A 17,442-nucleotide genomic window follows, 5' to 3' on the forward strand; every position below is an offset into this window, starting at 1 on the left:
TGCTGTATGTGAATGCTCCGGCCGCCACGGTCCATGTGATTACATTCGGCAGGGATGATGGAGAGAACGACTAGCACTTTTTAAATATACGGGAGGCCACTCATGAAAGGTCAAAGACATATCAAGATACGGGAAATCATTACCCACCGAGAGATTGAAACACAGGACGAGCTGGTCGAGGCGCTTCGCAGCGCAGGATTTCAGGTTACCCAGGCGACCGTTTCGCGGGACATCAAGGAGCTGCTGCTCATCAAGGTTCCGATGGATGACGGGAGATACAAATATTCGCTGCCGACCGACCAGCGCTACAATCCGACACAGAAGCTGAGGCGGGTGCTGGTGGACAATTTCGTGCACATCGACTATTCGGGCAATCTCGTTGTCATGAAATGCCTGCCCGGAACGGCCAACTCCGTCGCTGCCCTGATCGACAGCATTGAATGGCCTCAAATCATGGGGACCATCTCCGGTGACGACACCATTTTGATTATTTGCCGGGAGACAGAGGACAGTAAAAAAGTGGTGTCGCAGATTATGGGCTACATTTAACGGATCAGCAACAGAAGTGACCCTCTTTTCCTCAACATTGGCGGGGGATGAATCGAATCCGGATTAGGGAGGGTCTTTCCCTCTTCATTGTCCGTCATCTTCGGGCGCCTTATTCCACAGGGTTCCAAGCCTCTTTCCTGCGCCCGCCTCCGGCTACCTTCACCAATGCTCAAGTTTCCTTCCCACTCATTTTTAACCACTTTTCTTGCTGGCAAGCTCTTGACTCCGAACCTATGTTCGGTCATAATTTAATCATGGCCTATGTACGGACAGCCAATGCTGGCCGTGACCAAGGCTTCAATGGACTCCTTCTTCGAGTGGAAGGATCACACGCGAGCTTCTTCTCTACGCATAACATGAGCTTGGGAGAAGGGAATGCTCTAAAGGCATGGTATATAGGTGTCGGAGGTGCAATATTTGTGCTTGAAACTTTATCCATTCGCAACCTGGCGGTTGTTGAGGCGGTAGATGTCTATTTTTATCCCGGCTTTCACGTGCTAACCGGCGAGACGGGCGCGGGCAAGTCGATTATTATTGATGCGCTTGGATTGATTGCGGGAGCCAGAGGCTCGGCGGATTCTATTCGCTACGGCTGTGAGAAGGCCGAGATGGAGGCTCTGTTCAGTTTGCCAAGCGGGCATTCGGTATGGAACACGCTGGAAAGGCTTGGAATCCAGGCGCAGAAAGAGGAGCATTTGATTATCCGGCGGGAGCTGAACTCCCAGGGAAAGAGCACTTCCCGGGTTAACGGCCAGATGGTGAATCTGACGATGCTGCGTGAAATCGGCGAGCAGCTTGTCAATATCCACGGCCAGCACGAGCATCAGAACCTGCTGAGACCGGAGCGCCACCTTGGACTGCTGGATACGTATGGAGATTCCGTGATCGGACCGCTGAAGGCGGAGTACCAGGAGAGATATTCAAGGTTTGCCCAGGTGGAGAAAGAACTGCGCGAGCTGCAGGATTCCAGCCAAAAGAGCTATCAAATGCTTGATCTGTACCGGTTCCAACTGGAGGAGATCTCTTCCGCTGCCTTAAAGCCGGGAGAAGATGAATTACTTTCCGAGGAAAGGGTCAAACTATCCTATAGCGAGAAAATGATGGATTCCATCTCCGGTGCTTACGAGCTGCTGAACGGCCGCCAGGGGCTTGAAGCGATCAGCAACGCCATTTCAACGTTGGAGGAGGTCGTCCGGTATGACGAAAAAGTGCTGAAGCCTGTTCTGGAACAGCTTCAATCGTCTTTTTATCAGCTGGAGGACGTTTCTTTTCAACTGCGTGATTACCGGGAGGATATCGAATTCAATCCGGCAAGGCTGGATGAAGTGGAGAACCGGCTTGATCTGATCTCCGGCCTGCGGCGTAAATACGGCGAGAGTGTGGAGCAAATTCTGGCGTATTACGAGCAGATTTCCCGCGAAACCGATTTGCTTGAGAACAAGGACGAGCATTTGGATAAGCTGACGGCTAAAAGGGATGCTCTGCTGGGGGAACTGATGGAATCAGCGGTACAACTTAGCGAGGCCCGGCGCCAGTGCGCGGCGGATTTGGCTTCGCAGGTCGAGGGCGAGCTGAAGGACCTTCAGATGGAACGGACTTCGCTTGAAGTGAAGGTGGACATGCTTGATGATCCACGGGGAGTGGAATATGAAGGACGCCGTATCCGATTAACCCGGCAAGGCATCAATAGCGCCGAATTTATGATTTCCGCCAACCCCGGGGAGCCGCTGCGGCCATTGAGCAAAATAGCTTCGGGCGGCGAGATGTCGCGCATTATGCTGGCGCTGAAGAGCATCTTCGCAAGGCATGAGGATATCCCCGTTCTGATTTTTGACGAAGTGGACACGGGGGTCAGCGGACGCGCGGCCCAATCCATCGCTGATAAGCTCTACCGCCTGTCCTCAACATGCCAGGTCTTCTCCATTACCCACCTGCCGCAGGTGGCCTGCATGTCTGACCATCAGTACCTTATCCGCAAGAAGGTTCAGGACGGCCGCACAATGACGGAGGTGGAGGCACTTTCCGAAGAGGGCCGGGTAAAGGAGCTGGCCAGAATGCTGGGCGGAGTGGAAATCACCGAGAAGACGCTGCATCATGCGCAGGAAATGCTTAATCTGGCTGGGGCCAGCAAGGCTGGAGAAGCCCAAGCGGTTAAGTATTGACAGTAATAAAAGCCTGGGGGCAGGGTTATCTTATAGGTACGCAATTGGCGACCACTTTTTTCGTCAAGCGAAAGAAGCAAAAGGGAGCGTGAAAGCCTTTGAAGCCTAACCTCAGGAAGTTAATGCCAGGTCTTTTATTTGCCTTCTTTCTCAGTGTTTCAGGATTGACCGTTCCGGTTCCCGGCTATGCCTCGGCCGCCGGAATGATTCATGGGCACACAGCGGTCCAGAACGGAGCGGAGCAGGACATCAAGGTATACCCTGGAGGGCAGACAATCGGCGTTAAGGTGAAATCGGCCGGTGTGCTGGTTGTGGGACATCATCTTGTCGAAGTGTCTCCGGAGACCAAAGTGTCGCCTGGCGAAAGTAGCGGACTGCTGCCGGGTGATCTTATGGTATCCATTAACGGCGTCAAATTGGACGAGATAACCCGGGTAGCCGATCTGGTAAAGCGGGCGGGAGATGTCGGATCGGAACTAAGCATTCGTTATATTCGTGAAGGAAAAGAACGGACGGCCAGACTCAAACCGGCTTATGACCGGAATGACAAGGTATGGCGGCTTGGCCTGTACATCAGGGATTCAGCAGCGGGTGTCGGAACTCTGACCTTCTATGCCCCGCGCGAGGGAGTCTATGGAGCGCTCGGACATGTGATTACCGATATGAATACCGGTACGCCGATTGTGGTCGGGAGCGGTCATATCGTCGAATCGAACGTGACCTCCATCTCCAAGAGCCAGGACGGCGATCCCGGTGAGAAGCGTGCGGTCTTCATGAAAGAGGGTCAAGTGCTTGGCAACGTGGAGAGCAACACCGATTTTGGCATTTTCGGCAAAATGGGCCGCAATCCGGAACACAGCCTTTATCGGGAGCCTATTCCTGTAGCCAAGAGCAGCGAGGTCAAGGAAGGTCCCGCGCAAATTCTTACCGTGGTTGAAGGCCAACGAGTGGAACGATTCAATGTGGAAATTATTCATGTATCCCGTCAACAGGAACCGGCTACTAAAGGAATGGTGCTGCGGATTACCGATTCCAGGCTAATTGATAAGACCGGAGGCATTGTGCAGGGCATGAGCGGCAGCCCCATTCTCCAGCAGGGTAAGCTAGTCGGAGCGGTAACCCATGTCTTTGTTAATGATCCTAAATCGGGCTACGGTTGCTTTATTGAATGGATGCTCAAGGACTCGGGCGCCGCACAGCAGCATAGCTTTCATCCCAATCTTAAGGCGGTTTAGCCTTAAGATTTTTTTTGTCGAACGTTCATGAAGATCATCGAATGATGTAACAAAATAATTAATTATAATTCAAGGCTAAAAAAAAATAAAGAAAAATAATTTTCGACAGAAGGAAATTCGTTCCACATGTCGAAATCATTAAGCAGAGAAGATAAAACACTGTTTGAATAAGCAGATATTCATAAGGAGGAAACAGCCCGTGCAAAATATTGAAGTGTTGTTGGCTGATGATAACCGGGAATTCACCAATTTGCTTGCTGAGTATATTTCCGAACAGGAAGATATGACCGTAACCGGAATTGCGTACAATGGTGAAGAAGTGGTGCAGTTGCTCAGCCAGGCGCGCAAGATTCCCGACGTTCTTATTCTTGATATCATTATGCCCCATCTTGACGGATTAGGCGTTCTGGAACGCCTGCGGGAGTTGGACCTGAATCCCCAACCCAAGATCATTATGCTGACTGCCTTCGGTCAGGAGAACATTACCCAGAGAGCGGTACAGCTTGGAGCATCGTATTACATCTTGAAACCGTTTGATATGGAGGTGCTTGCGAATCGCGTGCGGCAGCTCGTGGGAACCCAGACCAGCACTGTCTCGACCAGCTCGGCTTCCGGCTCTCCGATCTTCTCGTCGGTCAAATCCAATGTTGTACCTCTGTCCAAAGGAAAAAATCTGGATGCCAATATCACTTCGATCATACATGAAATCGGTGTTCCTGCGCATATTAAGGGATATCAGTATTTACGCGAGGCCATTACGATGGTATACAATAACATTGAAATTCTCGGTGCCATCACGAAGACGCTCTATCCGGCTATCGCCGAGAAGTTCAAGACAACGCCATCACGCGTTGAACGGGCGATCCGCCATGCCATTGAGGTAGCCTGGACTCGCGGCAACATCGACTCCATCAGCCACTTGTTCGGCTATACAATCAACATCTCGAAATCCAAACCAACCAATAGCGAGTTCATCGCGATGGTTGCAGACAAGCTGCGAATCGAGCATAAAGTGTCGTGAAAGGGTAAGGATTAGGATACGTAACGGGATTTTTTAACAATGGGAATTATCGGTAAAAAACAATTATGCCCATAAATATCCTTTTGGGGCGATGTAAATCAATAATATCTGACTGGTTACTTTATAAATTCATCTCTCTATTGGGTGCAGAAAAATCAATGGAGGGATGTTTTTTTAAACATTAAAGAATTTATACTTTCGGGGTGGGAGCAGGTCTTCTGCCTTTTTTGGTAAGGTTGGCCTATGGAGACGAACATTTTGAAGCGAATTTTCTTTGATGAGCAAGGGCATTGAGATCAATTTGTAGTACAGCACAAAGGTAAACTCCGTCCTAATATTCTAAAGAAGTGAAGAAATTCCGAGGATGCGGGATCTGGCCAAAACATAAGGTAACTGCCGGTATTATCGCCGGATTGCATACATTTGGGGCACGGTTGAGGCGTATGACGGAGAAACGGTAATAGTACAAGTTGTTGATACGTGATATAATAAAGGTGCGGCGAGTCCCGGTGTCTGCGGTTCTCGCGACACTTTTGTAGGTTATTTGATAGACTTCCCCATTATAGTATATCCCACTACATTATTAGTTATACCTGTTCAGATATTCTAGGGGAAAATTTCTAACGAATCTACAACGTGGTATGACAGGCTTCTCATAGTTCATCTACTAGAATATTTCTAGGAGGTGGATATGTGATGGAAAAAGATAGTGGGGAGGATAAGAATATGGAGGCTATTATTAAACGTCCTAATACTCCTGCTGAATCTTTAAAAGAATCGTTAAGAGAAGTGCAACTGATTAGACAAGGAAAGAAAAAAGGAAAGACTTGGAGACAGTTGCGTGACGAACTTAAAAAAGAGGACTAAGGCGGGATTGAGTTGTCATTTGATGTTATTGCCACTGAACAATTCGAGAAAGATATTAAATATTATAAAAGGAAAAAGAAATTCATTCACATAGAAGACGATATCAATCCAATAATTGAAGAGTTAGAAAGAGGGAATTTTTTAGGTGACGAGTTGCAAGGATTAGATCTTCCTGAGAGTGAAAGTAGTTATAAAGTTCGAGCTGCAAATACAGACTCTCATGCAGGAAAATCTAATGGCTATCGTCTGATCTATTATGTCATTAAAGATGAAACAATAATATTTTTGTTGACAATTTATTATAAAAAAGATCAAGAGGATATTTCTACCAAAGAAATTATTGATCTAATAAAGACTTATTGTACATAACCACTCCATTTAATGGGGTTTTTTTTGATTTGTGGATAGAGATGCCCATAAAGAAGTTATCTTCGACGTTTATGCCAAGACGGCTGAGGGCAAGCTGATTGATATCGAGATGCAATTGTTCAATAAATACGATATAATGTGTTTCATCTTCGTGAAGACCGTACTGGGATACCGCTTATTGACGATATCGAAGTGCATTTTCTGGAGCTGCCGAAGCTGGATGATGCCATTCCCTCAAATGCCGGACTGGAGAACTGGCTATTGTTTCTCAAGGGTGTCGATATAACTCATTGGGAGGTGCTGAAGATGAATGAACCGGGATTGGAGAAAGCGATGAATACCTTACAATACTTGAGCCAGGATTCGGAAGCTCGTCGTTTGTATGAGGCCCGTCAGAAGTATCTGCATGACGAAGCGTCGATGCTCGAAGGAGCGAAGCAAGCTGGAATGAAGGCTGGGATCAAGGAAGTTGCCCAGAATATGCTGAAGCTGAACATCGACATCGCCACTATTGCCCAGGCCACCGGATTATCGGAGCAAGAGATCCTTGCATTGAAGAAATAAAACCCCAGGGAGCTTCCGAATGTGAAGTTCCCTTATTGTTTCCTTTCGGAGAGCAAAGGAAAGATAACGGCACGTTCTTTAATACGTGCTCAAATCCTGCATGAGTTTAAAGTGATGTTCAATTATGCCTGTCTGTGAATATGCTTGGTCTGTTAACTTGCAGTTCACTTGATGTTAGTTGAATAATTAATTCTTCCAGTGCCGATACGCTTGCCACAGCACAAATGATATACATCAACACAGTTGTATGAAGATAGGGAAGCATAATTGGGAACAGGAATACAACGAGGCCGGTGATTTTATTTCCATAAGTGTGAAGCATTGCGAAGGTTTTATATTTTTTCAGGGCTATGGCTGCCGCTACCAATCTGATTGCACCGATTAAAATAATCCAAATGCCGATTTCGGTTCCAGGACTCAGGATTGGATAGAGCATCACTAATAAGACAGCTGTCATTATCAAGTCTGCCAAGGAGTCGAGCTTCGCACCGAGCTTGCTTGTTGTCCCTGTTTTTCTGGCAATAAACCCGTCAATCATATCACTGAGTCCGCAAAGAATATAGATTATGTAAAAGGCTGAGCTTAACGGCTGTACAAAGATTAGAATTATAGAAAAAATGATTCTGCTGCATGAGATCAAGTTAGGAATAGCTTTCATCCCGCTACCTCGCTTAAGCCAATCTTTTTGTTAATAATGGTGTTCAGCAGACGTATGTATAGCAGAGGGGCTAAAGGGGGAAGGTAAAAATGATGGACCAGAATGGAAGCGACTGCTCCTTACAGAGAGGAAGCAGATCCTGCTTCTATCTGGCACTCATTTTTATGGCCGCACGGTTATAAACTCTCGCAATGCTCCGGTCTTCTTTTTGTCAGAACGTCCTCTATAATTTCTATAAATTCGGGGGATGCCTTCGCCTGTACCGCCAATTCATAGATGTTAAATAGCTGCTCGTCAGTTAGCATTTCAAGTGAGGAGGGGCGCGGAGAAGGAGTGAAATAATAGTTCATTAGATTCCTCCATGAGTAAAATAGTTTCTTGAAAATACATCCTTTCCAAATGATACCATTCTACACTCTCCATGTCTTGCCTCATTCCCCCTCTCAATTTTTCTTTACAAATCATGGATACTATGTCATAATAATTATTCTTCTTTAACAGTTTTTATTTGACGCAGGAACAAGAGCCGTTTTGATACTATTCTCTCTCAAAGGGGTAACATCGTGAAATTTGTTTTGATATTTGGTCCTCAGGCAGTGGGGAAAATGACGGTGGGACATGAACTGGAAAAGATAACGGATTTAAAGTTGTTCCACAATCATATGACGATTGAATTGTTGGCTCCATATTTTGGCTTTAGCCGTGAAATGTGGGGATTAGTAAATAAATTTCGTCAGGACATATTTGAACTCGCCGCTGCGAGCGATATGTACGGAATGATATTCACTTATGTTTGGGGATTCGATTTGCAGAGCGATTGGGATTACGTCGATAAAATTTGTAAAATATTTGAGGACAAAGACGGGGAAGTTTATTTTGTTGAGCTTGAAGCCGATCTGGAGGAGAGAATAGAGCGTAACAAGACTCCTCATAGGCTTGAACATAAACCAACAAAGAGGGATATCGTTCGCTCTGAACTGGACCTGAAACGGACGATGGAGCAGCATCGCTTGAACTCGTTAGAGGGAGAGATTAAAAAAGAAAATTACATTAGAATAAATAACACGCATATTACTGCTTGTAACGTTGCCGAAATCATTAAAAATAAATTTAATATCTAAAAAAGCAGCACGACAAATTGACCGGCAATTTGTCGTGCTGCTTTTAGATGAAAGCTGAAGCAGCTAGCGCTACGGGCTTTCGTCTGCCCCCGGCAGGAATCTTCGGACACGTCTTTCGTTGGCCTCCGAGACCGTTGCGAATTGTTCTCCCGATTCGAAGAGCACAACCTTGCGACTAGCATCGTAGCCGTTAATATTATTCATATTGACGACGTTGCTGCGGTCAAGACGCTCAAATCCCCGACTTCCATAGGCGGCAAACAGATCAGACAAAGTTGTGGGGAGAACAAACTCGCCTTCTTTCGTATGGACGAATATTGTATTCTTGTAGTTGGAGAAGTACAATATTTCTTCCTCTTTAACTTCTATGGAGGAACCGTCTTTTAGTAGAACACGCATGTTTTCCCCATCCTTATACCTTACTTGCGCAATTCTTTTGGAGCTTCAGGGCTGTGATACATAATTTTTTGCAGTGAAACAAAAACACGTGCCGATGCAGAAAGTACGGACGAAGCATGCTTGGCAACAGACTTTTTCAACGCGCCCACCTCCTTTCAAATGGAATTATTGTTAAGGACTGAATGAAGAAGGCCAGTCCTATCACAGGTGAATAAATCAAGAAGTTAGTAGAAATAAGCAGAACGGATAATAGCTTTAAAGCTGGATACCACTTTTTGTTAATTTGTGTGTTAATATCGGGATTAGGAGCAAACAGAATCGCCAAAAGTAAACTGGTTAGGTTTAAATATAGGAGATAATTTTCCAGATATTCAGAAAGCAGGGGAATAATCACACAAAGCAGCGTTGAAAAAAGATTACAGGCTCTTGCTGTTTTTAAGTGGAAGCCTCCAGAAAATATGCGAAGCAGTGCCAAGCTTGAAAAAGTGAGAACCGCTCCTCTTATATTTCCAGTCAAGCTAGCCAAGAGTATAGACATTACAAAGATTAACAACGTATTCAAAATAATTTGCAGAGCGTATTGCATAACCTCAACAGAACTGGTTTGTTCCGGATTAGCGCGTTTGATCGCACAGGCAATTTTATGAGCCATTATGTTCATAGCCATTCCGATCCTTTTTATAAGATAGGTAGAGATAAGTATACAGAATAATGGCATAAACAGCAGGTAAAACAAAATAATAATGTGATAACTGTGCAGTTAGTTGCATTGTACACAGTATGATAAGAATTGAAGGTATGCTAAGTGCAAAAAGAATCTTCTCTCTGAATTGAACAGTAATCCTGCCAGTAGGTTTATCCGGTATAAAGTCAAAACCTTTTCTGCTTCTGCCAATTAAGATCCCCAGAAAAAAACCTGTGAACGCAGATAGAGTTTGAAGCGTATATGCAGTAACATTTGAAGAGAATTCAGGCAAATGCACCAGTAAGTTAAACTGTTCAAAAAATAAATAATAGAAGGTTTGGATAAGTAAATAAGCTTGATAGGCCATACTGGTCATGATTACTGCATAAAAAATATGGATTCTGAAAAGCAGCCAAATGAAACAGAACATTAACACAAACTGTATTAGTACATCAAGGTCGATTAAGCCATACTCATGACGAAGTACATAAGAAAAAAAGCCGCTGACTATGCTGGCAAATACCATCTCGATTGGAAAAATATCGATCTTGAAAGTTTTGAAGGCCAGGAATAGCAGTGCACAGGTCTCCAATATAGAGAACAGCATAAATAGTACAAATTCAACCAATTCAGACACTCTCCAAGTGTGTAAACTCGCATTTTCCTATTTCTTGAAATTAGTATAACGAATAAAATACAATTCAACAACATAGAAATACACTTTCCACCAAATTTTTACTTCATATGCGAATTAGGGAGGAGATTATCTATGGATCAACGTCCGATAAAGGGAGAATATGCTGAATGAACGAGAAATATATGGCTTTGGTACCGGTAAAGGGAGGGCCGGGCGAGGTGCTGCTGGAGCAATCGGAGGCGAGGCAATCCCCATGGCCGCGTATCTCGAAACGGATGTCTTTCCTTGAACGGAGAGCATCCGTTTCTTTTTGTCGGGAAAATATAACACAAACATAACATAACTCTTCATAATAGTGCGCCTTGCATAATGAAATCGAAGAAAATTGTCGAATTAAACAATTTGGTGTAATGTTAGTTGACCAAATTCTTGTCTTCGTGTACATTTTGCTTACACAAGCGCAATGATATTTATCACACTTTACATCGATTCTGGAGTTATAACACATGGGTTCTCTACTGTTCTGCACATCGGATTAAGGTTGCAGCGTGCAAAGGAAACCGGTTTCCTCTTTTGCAGCAGCTGGATTGTTTTCATTTGAACATTGGGAAACCGGTTTCCTACATGTGGAAAAGCGCCGCTATACCGCGCATATCATTTCTTTGTCTGCGAAGGGCTAGGGTGAAAAGCATGAATATCACAATAAGAGATGTAGCCATGAGAGCGAACGTTTCGCCCGCCACCGTATCACGGGTACTCAATCAAAGCAAGCCTGTAAGCAAAGCCGTGCGGGAGAAGGTCCTGAAAGTGGTGGAGGAGCTGAATTTCAATCCCAACGCGGTTGCGCGCAGTCTGGCGATGAAGGAAAGCAAGCTGATCGGCGTTCTTATTCCAGGCATTGACAGTGTATTTCTTTCGAAATTTGTAAACATCCTAGAAGAGGAGTTCTTTAAGCACAACTACACGACGCTGCTATGCAACACAAGATGCGATGATGATATTGAGAAAGATTATTTGAGGCTTCTGAAAGACAAATACGTAGATGGTGTGGTGCTGATGACCTCTCATCCCAAGCCGCATCAGATCGAGTTTTTTGAACAGGTGGATATTCCTGCCGTGTTTGCCGGGCATACTGACCCGACCAAGCAATTCTCGTCTGTGAATATTAATAACTATCAAGCGATGTATGATGCGGCAAGGTATTTGCTTGAGAATGGCCACCAGAGAATCGGATTATTTGGCGGCCCCTTTATCTATCGTCAAGCGATGGAGAGGCTGTCCGGATACAGGCAGGCGCTGGCCGATTACGGAATCGGGTACGATGAGTCGCTGGTCTTTGCCAATGATTATGACATCGAGCACGGCTATGAGAACGGCATGAAGCTCTTTCGGAGAGAGGACAAGCCTACAGCCGTCTGCTGTGTAAGTGATATGGTGGCTATCGGCGCAATTAAGGCGGCGGAAGAGTACGGGCTCCGCGTTCCCGAGGATATTTCCATCATGGGTTTCGATGACATCCGTCTGGCGAAGGCTTATCGTCCCGGAATTACGACCATCCGGCAGCCTATTAAGGAACTAAGCGTTCAGGCGGCGGAAATGCTGCTTCAGCAAATCAGGCAGAAGGAAAATTATATAAAGGAAACAAGAGTTCTGGCCCATGACATTATCGTAAGGGGGAGTTGCATGGCAGTGACTGGCTGAAGCTGGATTGGAAGAGTTGCACTTGGCAGGTTACAGATATCTACGTTGTAATTGGTTGATTATTTTATAAAAAGGGGTAGATTATCCATGAAAAAGAAACTGGGAGCTGTATTGCTTTCTACATTAATGATGTTCACTCTGGCCGCGTGCGGCGGAAATACGGGCACAAATACAGCCAGTCCGTCAAGCAATGCGGGAGGCGCGCCTGCAAATACAACCGAGCCTGCCGGAAATGAGGAATTGAAGCCCGAACCCGGGGCGGAACTGAGATTCTGGACATTTACCACCGACCTGAAGCCTTTCACAGACTATGCAATCAAGGAATTTGAGCAAAAGTATAACATTAAAGTCACGGTTGAAGACGTAGGCTACTGGGATAGCATTGGCCGGTTGTCCACTGACGGGCCGGCCGGCGTAGGCGCCGACGTGTTCGGTCTCCAAACCCCGGATGTGGCGAACGCGGCCCAATCCGGCCTGATCTTGCCGAACGACTATTTTGAAGAAGAGACGAAGAGCATCAACAAGCCGGACACGGTCGCCGCAGCTACCCATGACGGCATTCTGTACGGTTATCCCTGGAATGTGTACACGTTCAGTCTGTACTACAATAAAGATCTCGTCAAAGACGCGAAGCTTGAGACATGGGATGATATCATCGCCTTCTCCAAGAAATTCAATGATGTGAAGAATAACAAGTACGGCTTCTTGTACGAGCCTAAGACCTCTGCCTTCGACGTCGCCTTCATGACCGGTTACGGCGGATACATCTTCGGCAACAACGAGACGGATGTCAATGATATCGGAATCAATAACGAAGGCTCCGTCAAAGGGCTGAAGTTCATTCAATCGCTTCGTGAGATCATGCCGCTTGCTCTGGCTGACGCTACGAACAACCTGAAGGAAGGCTTGTGGGGACAAGGCAAGCTCGCGATTAACATGGACGGAAGCTGGGCCATCGGCGAGCATAACAAGCAGCCGTTTCCTGTAGGCGTGCTTCCAATGCCGAAGCTGCCGGGCGGAGAGAACGCGATGCCGCTTGCGGGAAGCACCGGATACTATGTAAGCTCCTATACCAAATATCCGAACGCGGCGAAAATTTTTGCGAACTTTATTACAACCAAGGAAATGCAAATTAAGAACAATGAGCTGACCGGCGCTCTTCCTGCCGCGGATATCACCGGAAGCGAGCAGGGCCTCCGCAGTGACGAATTGACCCAGGGCTTCCTTAAGCAGATTGCAAGCAGCCACAGATTCCCGGGCTTGTTCGAAACCCAGTATGTATGGCCGGCGCTGGATGCCGCTGTTGCCGAAGTGTGGAATGGCGGGGACGCTAAAGCTGCGCTGGACAAGGCTGCGGAGAAATTAAAGAACAATATCGCTAACCAGAAGTAAAGCTGGATGTTGTACAGGCTGGCGGTCACCCGTAGGGTTACGGGTGATCGCAGTTTATTATAAGGAGGTTAAAGGGTGATGCAGGAGCTCATAGCGAAGCAGAGCAAATCCGGTGCAACCAAGCCCTACAGCACAATCGCCACGATCTTATCGGTGCTGGCCATGGGATTGGGACAATTGTATAATCGCCAGTTTATGAAGGGTATTATTTTGCTGGCGGTTCATGCGTTTACGTTGTATACCGTTATTTTTAAGCTGCCTCATGCGATTTGGGGACTTACAACCCTTGGTGAAACACAGACTCAGCTCAAAAAAGTGGGCAGGCTGTATCAGCAAGTCATGGGGGACCATTCCGTGTTCCTGATGATTGAAGGTCTGGTGACGATATTTGCCGTAATCCTTCTGGTATGGATTTACGCGCTGAATATCAAGGATTCCTACCGGACCGGCAAATTGCGGGAACAAGGAGGGGTTCCCAATACCTTCAGACAGACGGTCAGCTTTGTGCTGTCCTACCGTTTCCCTTATCTGATCCTTGCGGTTCCGCTGGCGGGCGTCTTCTTCTTTACGATTATGCCAATCGTATTCATGATCCTGATTGCCTTTACCGACTACACCGCCAAGAATATGCCTCCGGCGCATCTGCTGAGTTGGACGGGCTTTGATGCCTTCAAGGATGTCTTTCAGCTGAAAGGATGGAGCACCACCTTTTACAAAGTTACGCTCTGGACCTTCCTGTGGGCGATTCTGGCGACGATCACCGGTTATTTCGGCGGATTTGGGGCTGCGCTGCTCGTACAGCAAAAGCGGATTCGGTTCAAATCGTTCTGGCGCACGCTGTTTATTCTGCCATACGCCATTCCGATGTTTGTCTCCATGCTGATTCTGCAAAATATGTTTAACGGCCAGTTCGGCCCGATTAACCAATACCTTGAGCATCTGGGCTTCAACCGGATTCCGTGGCTGTCCGACCCGACCTGGGCAAAGGTCACGCTCGTGATTGCGAACTTCTGGGTAGCCTTTCCGGTATCCATGCTCATGATTATCGGTATTATGTCGACGATTCCGAAAGATATGTACGAAGCGGCCGATATTGACGGCGCGAGTTCCTTTCAGAAGACCCGGCTCATTACCTTTCCCAGCGTTATGTATTCGATGGCGCCGCTGCTTATCATGTCTTTCGTGGGCAATATGAATAATTTCAATGTGATTTTCCTGCTGACGAACGGCAATCCGATCAATAGCGACCTCCAGTTTGCCGGGGATACCGATATTCTGATTACCTGGCTCTACAAGCTCTCCATGGGCTATGGACAGTACAACTACGCATCCGTCATTGGCATCATTATCTTTATTATTCTGTCTGTGTTCGCGATCTGGAATGTTCGCCGGACCAAGGCATTTAAGGAGGACATCTCATCATGAGCCGTAAACTAAGAGGATCAGTCTGGCTGTCCATCAGTTATGTGCTGCTTGCTGCTATCGGTGTCTTCTCCGTATATCCCGCCCTTTGGGTGATTATGTCTTCCTTGCGGACAGGCAACTCGCTATTCAGCGAAACGCTGTTTCCGACAGCCTTTACGTTAGAGCACTATGCGAATCTGTTTAGCAAATACGATTTTGCTCTGTGGTATACCAATACCTTGAAGATTGCCCTGATTACGACTGTGATCGGCACGGTTCTGACGCTGCTTCCGGGCTATGCGTTCTCGATCTTCCGGTTTACCGGACGGAAAACGATGATGAGCACACTCATGGTGCTGGGCTTGTTCCCCGGATTTATGAGTATGATCGCCATATTCATTCTCTTAAATCTGCTGAACCTGCTTAACACGCATTTAGCGGTCATTCTCGTCTATGCGGCGGGAGCGCCCCTGTTCTTTCTCTTTGCCAAGAGCTACTTCGACACGATTCCCAAAAGCCTGGTGGAAGCGGCGCGTATTGACGGGGCGGGCCACTTGAGCATTTTCTTCCGGATTGTCATGCCGCTGTCCACACCGCTGATTGTGTATACGGCGCTGAGTATTTTTGCCGGCTCGTTCACCGATTTCCTCTTTGCCAAGCTCGTGCTGCGGACGCCAGAGACGAAGACGCTGGCCGTCGGCCTGTTCGATATGATCAGTTCGCGGCAGGCAACGGACTTTACCAGCTTTGCGGCCGGATGCGTACTCATCGCGGTTCCAATTACCTTCTTGTTCATTCTGTTGCAGCGCCTATTGACCGAGGGCTTGACAGCGGGAGCGGAGAAGGGGTAACTCTTTTGCGGACGCATCACCTGGCTCATTTAGCGCCTGAGGCGATTCACGGGCCTGTAAGCGCACCGGGACAAACGCCCTATTTCCGGCAGGAAAATTCGAATGGCCGAAAATTCTTGTTGACACTGTTTTTGTCTGATGTTAGGATACTTAAAAATGTATGTTATGAAAAATGTCATTGCAAAAAATAAAAAACTCTTGTATAAGCTCGTAAATCGGGTATGAGCGTTTCTACAGGCAACCGTAATTGCCATAGGCTACAAGGGGAAGCAGATCCAGGATACTTGTTCTTCGGGTTCAGCATGTTTGTTCCCGGTGCAAGCATTCAAGCTGTTCCCTTTTGTTCCTGTGGCTATTCGCGTTTCCATATATAAAACACGAATAAAAGCGAGGGACCCAAAATGATAAAAGATCAAGTATTGGCAAAAGATTGGATTTCTGTGGCTTATTCGCAGGATATCGGAGCTGACCCGGTCCCGGTTACTGTCCTGGAGGAAAGAATCGTCCTATTCAGAACTAGTAAGGGAGTGCAGGCATTCAAGGATTTATGCATTCATCGGGGGGCGGCGCTGTCGCTGGGCAAGGTGGTGGACGATTGTATCGTATGTCCTTATCATGGCTGGAAATATGACACGGAAGGGAAATGCGTCAGAATCCCGCAACAGCCCGAAGGGCAGACCATTCCGCCGAAGGCCAGAGCCATCGCCTATCCTTGCGAGGAGAGATACGGCGTCGTCTGGGTGAAGCTTGAAGAGGACGCTTCGGAGAGCGGGACTCCGGTTCCTTTTTATGAGGAGTATGAAGACCCGGCGTTCCGGACGGTTCATGCCGAACCGTACATCCTGCACGCGGCGGCGCCGAGAGTCGTTGAGAACTTTCTGGACGCGAGTCATTTGGCGTTCGTCCATGATGGGCTGCTGGGAGACTCCGCCTTTCCGGAAATTCCTGACTACGGTGTGAACTGGAAGGAAAATCGCTACGTGTCCGATGAGATTCCCGTGTATGCCGACGCGGACGGTTCGGGGAATTATGCAACGATCTATTATACCTTTGAAATTTTGCGCCCCATGACGGCAAGATTGAAGAAAGTGAACTATACCAATAATCAGATTCTCTCCATGCTGTTCACCGTGCTTCCGCATGACGAAAGAAAAACGACGGTCTTCGCGCTGGTCACCCGAAATTACGCGCTGGATCAACCGGATGAATATTTCCGTGATTTTCAGAAGCGGGTTATCGAGCAGGATGCCGGGATTGTGGAAAGCCAGAAGCCGGAGGAACTTCCTCTTGACCTGCAAGCGGAGCTTCATCTGAAGGCTGACAGGGTAAGCATCGCTTACCGGAGATGGCTTGGTGAGCTTGGTGTAACCTACGGCAGTGATGTTACAGGCGTTAAGAAGAAGTAGATCTTATAATTTCATCATATAAGTCAGATTTTATTACAGGAGGATGTTACATTGTGAGCCAAGAGCAATTGTCTGTTACACCGGTGGATATCGTCATTATCGGCGGTGGGCCGGCCGGTATGTTTGCCGCCTTCTACGGGGGAATACGTCAGGCTTCTGTCAAAATCATCGAGAGCATGCCTCAATTGGGAGGCCAGCTTGCCGCCCTGTATCCTGAGAAATATATCTATGATGTAGCCGGATTTCCGAAAGTAACGGCGCAAGAGCTTGTCAATTCGCTGCATCGCCAACTGAGCCACTTCACGCCGGAGGTATGTCTGGAGGAGAAAGTCACGGAGCTGATCAAGCTGGATGAGCGGCTGTTCGCGATTCGCACGGACAAGACGGTTCACTATGCGCGTTCCGTCCTCATTACGGCCGG

At 47.1% G+C, this 17,442-nt stretch carries 18 protein-coding genes, 2 pseudogenes and 1 riboswitch; of the genes and pseudogenes, 15 read left to right on the top strand and 5 right to left on the bottom strand.

The window, feature by feature from the left end; translation table 11 throughout:
* Positions 1 to 102 precede the first annotated feature (102 nt).
* The 8 genes and pseudogenes from ahrC to L692_RS30155 form a co-directional block, all read left to right on the top strand.
* Positions 103 to 549 carry a transcriptional regulator AhrC/ArgR gene (gene ahrC / locus L692_RS0124865; RefSeq protein WP_025702624.1) on the top strand — a complete coding sequence of 149 codons (447 nt, stop codon included), beginning with the start codon at positions 103 to 105 and terminating at the stop codon, positions 547 to 549.
* 419 nt (positions 550 to 968) lie between these two features.
* Positions 969 to 2,711: a DNA repair protein RecN gene (gene recN / locus L692_RS0124870; RefSeq protein ID WP_025702625.1), complete on the top strand. Its 1,743-nt coding sequence runs from the start codon at positions 969 to 971 to the stop codon at positions 2,709 to 2,711.
* A 122-nt stretch (positions 2,712 to 2,833) separates the two neighbouring features.
* Positions 2,834 to 3,946 (top strand): SpoIVB peptidase, encoded by a 1,113-nt coding sequence (gene spoIVB, locus L692_RS0124875; protein ID WP_084463381.1) that lies wholly within the window; start codon positions 2,834 to 2,836, stop codon positions 3,944 to 3,946.
* 199 nt (positions 3,947 to 4,145) lie between these two features.
* Positions 4,146 to 4,967: a sporulation transcription factor Spo0A gene (spo0A, locus tag L692_RS0124880; protein ID WP_025702627.1), complete on the top strand. Its 822-nt coding sequence runs from the start codon at positions 4,146 to 4,148 to the stop codon at positions 4,965 to 4,967.
* Positions 4,968 to 5,210: 243 nt separating this feature from the next.
* A pseudogene (locus L692_RS34140) lies at positions 5,211 to 5,404 on the top strand (hypothetical protein); the annotation flags it as partial.
* A gap of 256 nt (positions 5,405 to 5,660) precedes the next feature.
* Positions 5,661 to 5,834 (top strand): hypothetical protein, encoded by a 174-nt coding sequence (locus L692_RS32170; RefSeq protein ID WP_156940581.1) that lies wholly within the window; start codon positions 5,661 to 5,663, stop codon positions 5,832 to 5,834.
* A 12-nt stretch (positions 5,835 to 5,846) separates the two neighbouring features.
* Complete coding sequence (locus L692_RS0124890) at positions 5,847 to 6,203, top strand: type II toxin-antitoxin system RelE/ParE family toxin (protein WP_025702628.1); 357 nt, start codon at positions 5,847 to 5,849, stop codon at positions 6,201 to 6,203.
* A gap of 28 nt (positions 6,204 to 6,231) precedes the next feature.
* A pseudogene (locus L692_RS30155) lies at positions 6,232 to 6,767 on the top strand (Rpn family recombination-promoting nuclease/putative transposase); the annotation flags it as partial.
* A gap of 118 nt (positions 6,768 to 6,885) precedes the next feature.
* Here the strand turns inward: L692_RS30155 and L692_RS0124900 are convergent.
* Complete coding sequence (locus tag L692_RS0124900) at positions 6,886 to 7,425, bottom strand: CDP-alcohol phosphatidyltransferase family protein (protein ID WP_025702629.1); 540 nt, start codon at positions 7,423 to 7,425, stop codon at positions 6,886 to 6,888.
* A gap of 176 nt (positions 7,426 to 7,601) precedes the next feature.
* On the bottom strand, positions 7,602 to 7,775 hold the full coding sequence (locus L692_RS31470; protein WP_084463382.1) for a sporulation histidine kinase inhibitor Sda: 174 nt from the start codon (positions 7,773 to 7,775) through the stop codon (positions 7,602 to 7,604).
* Positions 7,776 to 7,988: 213 nt separating this feature from the next.
* On the opposite strand from L692_RS31470, the gene L692_RS0124910 reads away from it, so the two are divergent.
* A complete protein-coding gene (locus tag L692_RS0124910; protein ID WP_025702630.1) occupies positions 7,989 to 8,546 on the top strand; it encodes an AAA family ATPase in 558 nt (185 codons plus the stop codon).
* Between the two features lie 69 nt (positions 8,547 to 8,615).
* On the opposite strand, the gene L692_RS0124915 is transcribed toward L692_RS0124910, so the two are convergent.
* The 3 genes from L692_RS0124915 to L692_RS33245 form a co-directional block, all read right to left on the bottom strand.
* Positions 8,616 to 8,945: a LytTR family DNA-binding domain-containing protein gene (locus L692_RS0124915; protein WP_025702631.1), complete on the bottom strand. Its 330-nt coding sequence runs from the start codon at positions 8,943 to 8,945 to the stop codon at positions 8,616 to 8,618.
* Between the two features lie 136 nt (positions 8,946 to 9,081).
* Positions 9,082 to 9,606, bottom strand: coding sequence for an accessory gene regulator ArgB-like protein (locus L692_RS0124920; RefSeq protein WP_025702632.1), 525 nt, complete (start codon positions 9,604 to 9,606; stop codon positions 9,082 to 9,084).
* Complete coding sequence (locus L692_RS33245) at positions 9,587 to 10,258, bottom strand: hypothetical protein (protein WP_025702633.1); 672 nt, start codon at positions 10,256 to 10,258, stop codon at positions 9,587 to 9,589. The genes L692_RS0124920 and L692_RS33245 overlap by 20 nt, the downstream gene beginning before the upstream one ends.
* A 699-nt stretch (positions 10,259 to 10,957) precedes the next feature.
* Here L692_RS33245 and L692_RS0124935 point away from each other — a divergent pair.
* From L692_RS0124935 to L692_RS0124960, 6 genes are all read left to right on the top strand, one after another.
* On the top strand, positions 10,958 to 11,968 hold the full coding sequence (locus tag L692_RS0124935; RefSeq protein WP_025702634.1) for a LacI family DNA-binding transcriptional regulator: 1,011 nt from the start codon (positions 10,958 to 10,960) through the stop codon (positions 11,966 to 11,968).
* A gap of 87 nt (positions 11,969 to 12,055) precedes the next feature.
* On the top strand, positions 12,056 to 13,360 hold the full coding sequence (locus tag L692_RS0124940) for a sugar ABC transporter substrate-binding protein (RefSeq protein WP_025702635.1): 1,305 nt from the start codon (positions 12,056 to 12,058) through the stop codon (positions 13,358 to 13,360).
* A gap of 78 nt (positions 13,361 to 13,438) precedes the next feature.
* Positions 13,439 to 14,785, top strand: coding sequence for a carbohydrate ABC transporter permease (locus tag L692_RS0124945; protein ID WP_025702636.1), 1,347 nt, complete (start codon positions 13,439 to 13,441; stop codon positions 14,783 to 14,785).
* Positions 14,782 to 15,615, top strand: a complete 834-nt coding sequence (locus L692_RS0124950; RefSeq protein ID WP_025702637.1) for a sugar ABC transporter permease — start codon at positions 14,782 to 14,784, stop codon at positions 15,613 to 15,615. The genes L692_RS0124945 and L692_RS0124950 overlap by 4 nt, the downstream gene beginning before the upstream one ends.
* A gap of 178 nt (positions 15,616 to 15,793) precedes the next feature.
* A riboswitch (purine riboswitch) is annotated at positions 15,794 to 15,895 on the top strand.
* Between the two features lie 121 nt (positions 15,896 to 16,016).
* Entirely contained in the window at positions 16,017 to 17,021 is a 1,005-nt protein-coding gene (locus tag L692_RS0124955) for an aromatic ring-hydroxylating dioxygenase subunit alpha (RefSeq protein ID WP_025702638.1), read from the top strand.
* A gap of 119 nt (positions 17,022 to 17,140) precedes the next feature.
* A partial coding sequence (locus L692_RS0124960; RefSeq protein WP_415752785.1) for an NAD(P)/FAD-dependent oxidoreductase occupies positions 17,141 to 17,442 on the top strand: 302 nt, incomplete at its 3' end.

Origin of the sequence: Paenibacillus forsythiae T98, assembly GCF_000520735.1 — a bacterium.
Lineage (GTDB): Bacteria > Bacillota > Bacilli > Paenibacillales > Paenibacillaceae > Paenibacillus_AQ > Paenibacillus_AQ forsythiae.